The sequence below is a fragment of the Bifidobacterium sp. POST2/T3 (B1) genome, from assembly GCF_058197115.1.
This window is the reverse complement of sequence record NZ_JBVPQK010000193.1, coordinates 1,894-5,127: the sequence shown is the minus strand read 5'-3', so window position 1 is coordinate 5,127 and position 3,234 is coordinate 1,894. Positions and strand designations below refer to the sequence as shown.

General features: G+C 62.7%; 2 protein-coding genes. Both read left to right on the top strand.

Translation table 11 applies throughout. The annotated features are described in order from the left end of the window. A partial coding sequence (locus tag AC0AP0_RS08815; protein WP_490430196.1) for a tRNA ligase subunit PheS family protein occupies positions 1-453 on the top strand: 453 nt, incomplete at its 5' end. A 7-nt stretch (positions 454-460) separates the two neighbouring features. Continuing rightward, complete coding sequence (gene pheT, locus AC0AP0_RS08810; protein WP_490430195.1) at positions 461-3,067, top strand: phenylalanine--tRNA ligase subunit beta; 2,607 nt, start codon at positions 461-463, stop codon at positions 3,065-3,067. Positions 3,068-3,234: the final 167 nt, after the last annotated feature.

The following is a 3,234-nucleotide window of genomic DNA, read 5'->3' as shown; positions in this document are numbered from 1 at the left end:
TACGTGGCTTGCACGGGCAGGGTCTTCCGCACGGACGAACTGGATGCGACCCATACCCCGGTCTTCCACCAGTGCGAGGCCATCGCCGTCGACGAGCACCTGACCATGGCCGACCTCAAGGGCACCCTGGACAAGCTCGCCGTGGCCATGTTCGGCCCTGAGGCCCGGACCAGACTGCGTCCCTCATACTTCCCCTTCACCGAGCCCAGCGCTGAGATGGACCTTTGGTTCCCCGACAAGAAGGGCGGCCCCGGATGGATTGAATGGGGAGGCTGCGGCATGGTCAACCCCAACGTTCTGAGGTCGGCCGGTGTGGACCCGCAGCGATACTCAGGCTTCGCCTTCGGCGTGGGCATGGAACGCACCCTGCTCCTGCGTCACGACATCAACGATATGCACGACCTGGTCGAGGGTGACGTGCGGTTCAGCCAGCAGTTCGAGATGGGGGAGTGACCGTCAGATGCCAATGGTAGATATCGACTGGCTCAAGGAGCATGTGCAGGTCCCCGAGGATCTGACCTATGAACGGCTGGCCAAGGATCTGGTCCGGGTCGGTCTGGAGGAAGAGGACATTCATCAGTCCACAGTGACCGGCCCTATTGTGGTCGGCTATGTGGTGGATGCCGAGCCTGAGCCTCAGAAGAACGGCAAGACCATCAACTGGTGCCATGTGGATGTGGGCGAGCAGTACAACGCTGTGGACGACCAGGGTCACAAGGTGCCTAGGGGCATCGTCTGCGGGGCCCCAAACATGGCTGCGGGCGAAAAGGTGGTGGTGACCCTGCCAGGGGCCGTCCTGCCTGGGGACTTCCGTATCGAACCGCGCAAGACCTATGGCCACATCTCGGACGGCATGTGCGCCTCAGAGCGTGAGCTGGGGCTGGGCTCGGACCATCAGGGCATCATCCTGCTGCGCAATTACGGGTTCACCCCCGAGCAGTACGAGCAGCTCAAGCCAGGTGACGATGCCATAGCTCTGCTCCATATGAACAGGCCTGTTCTTGAGATCAACATCACACCCGACCGCGGCTATGCCTTCTCCTACCGAGGGGTTGCCAGGGAATACCACCACTCCACGGGTGCTGAGTACACGGATCCGGTGATTGAGCTGAACAAGACAGTGCCGGCCCCTGCAGCTCAGGAGGATCAGGCTCCGCTTGCCGTGCGCATTCAGGACGAGAACCCTATTCACGGTCAGCCAGGCTGTGATCGGTACTACCTGCGTGCCTTGACCGGGTGTGACCCCAAGGCGGCCACTCCCAGCTGGATGCGTCGGCGGTTGGTACGTGCCGGCATGCGCTCCATCAGTCTGCCGGTGGACATCACCAACTATGTCATGCTGGATCTGGGCCAGCCCCTGCACGCCTATGATCTGGACAAGCTCAGCGGGCCCATCGTAGTCCGTAGGGCCAGGCAGGGTGAGCACCTGACCACTCTGGATGGCAAGGATCGCGAGCTCAGCACCGAGGATCTGCTCATTACCGACTCGCCCGAGGGGCAAGAGGGATCCCGTATCTTGGGTCTGGCCGGAGTCATGGGCGGTCTGTATGGAGAGGTGACCGATCAGACGCGGAATATTCTGATTGAGTCCGCCCACTTCGACCAGGTGACCATCGCCAGGACCGCACGTCGCCACAAGCTGCCCTCCGAGGCTTCCAAGCGCTTTGAGCGCGGGGTCGATCCGCAGATGCAGCCGGCTGCCGCGGCTATGGCCGCTGACCTGCTGCATCGCCTTGCCGGTGGCCAGGACCTGGATGCTCCGCTGGATATGAACCAGACCAAGCCCATGTCAGTCATCGACTTTGCTGTCAGCGAGGTGGCCAGGCTGACTGGACTGGATGTGGAACCCCAGCGCATTGTGGCCATTCTGCGCGACATAGGCTGCACGGTCCAAGGCGATCCTCAGGACCGGCTGTCCGTGACTCCGCCAACCTGGAGGCCCGACCTGGGCGAGGGCTGCGACCTGGTCGAAGAGGTGGCCCGCCTGGTGGGCTACGACCGTATCCCCGTCACCGTGCCATCACCCAAGGTTTCCGGAGCAATTGGTCTGACCGATCGTCAGCAGCGTCGCCGTTGGGTGGCTGACACCCTGGCCGAGTATGGGCTGACCGAGGTTCTGGACTATCCATTTGTCGGTGACAATGATTTCAAGGCCTTCGGCATGGATCCTGATGAGGTCCATATCAACAGCGTGGAGCTGGCCAACCCCATGGCCGCTGACAGGCCCTATCTGAGGCAGAGCCTGCTATTGCCGCTGGCCAACACCGTGGAACGCAACCTGCGACGTGGCAACACTGATGTGCGTCTCTTCGAGATCGGCTATGTCTTCCGTCGCGACCCCAAGGCTCCTGCGGTACCTACACTTCCGGGCGGCGTGCGGCCCAGCGACGAGGATTTGGCCCGCCTGGACCAGGGTCTGCCAGAGCAACGGCTGCATGTGGCGGCCTTGCTGACCGGCCGGGCCCAGGAAGACGGCTGGCTTAAGGACAGCAGGGATGTGGACTGGACCGATGCAGTCGAATCGGCTCGCCGGGTTTTGGACAGGCTGGGTGCCGATTATCGGCTGGAGCAACCCTCTGGCGAGCAGGTGCCTGACCAGTGGCATCCGGGCCGCACCGCCAGGCTGGTCCTGGATGACGGCACGCTCGTCGGCATGGTGGGCGAGCTGCATCCTCGGGTTGATCAGGCTCTGGGTTTCCCTGCCCATTCTGCCGCTTTCGAGCTGAGCCTGGACATGGTGCTGGACCACCTGGACTACACACCCCTGCAGGCCAAGCCGGTCTCGACCTTCCCGCCGGTCCGTCAGGATCTGGCCTTCACTGTGCCGGACACGGTCTCGGCAGCTGATCTGACTTCCGCCATCAGAGAAGCGGCTGGGTCTAGTCTTGAATCCATCGAGCTGTTCGACGTTTTCACTGGCGATCAGATCGGTGAGCATGCAAAATCGCTGGCCTTCGCAGTCACCTTCCGCGCCCCGGACCGCACTTTGACGTCCGAGGACAGCGAATCCCTGCGTCAGGCCATCGTTGACAAGACTGCGGGTCTGGGCGCCGTACTGCGCGCTTGACCGGGCATCACAAGGGGGCCGAGGGGCATGACGGATTCTCAAGAACAGGGCACAGCCGGTGGACCTGACCGCCAGGATCATGATGGGGGCGACCAGCCCTTGTACGGCGCACGCGCCGATCGTTATCCAGGGTGGAATCCGTACATATACGGTCGCCCAGACCCCGA

Bases quoted from the DNA above. Each gene is read 5' to 3' on its own strand.
- pheT (WP_490430195.1), top strand. From the start codon at position 461: ATGCCAATGGTAGATATCGACTGGCTCAAGGAGCATGTGCAGGTCCCC.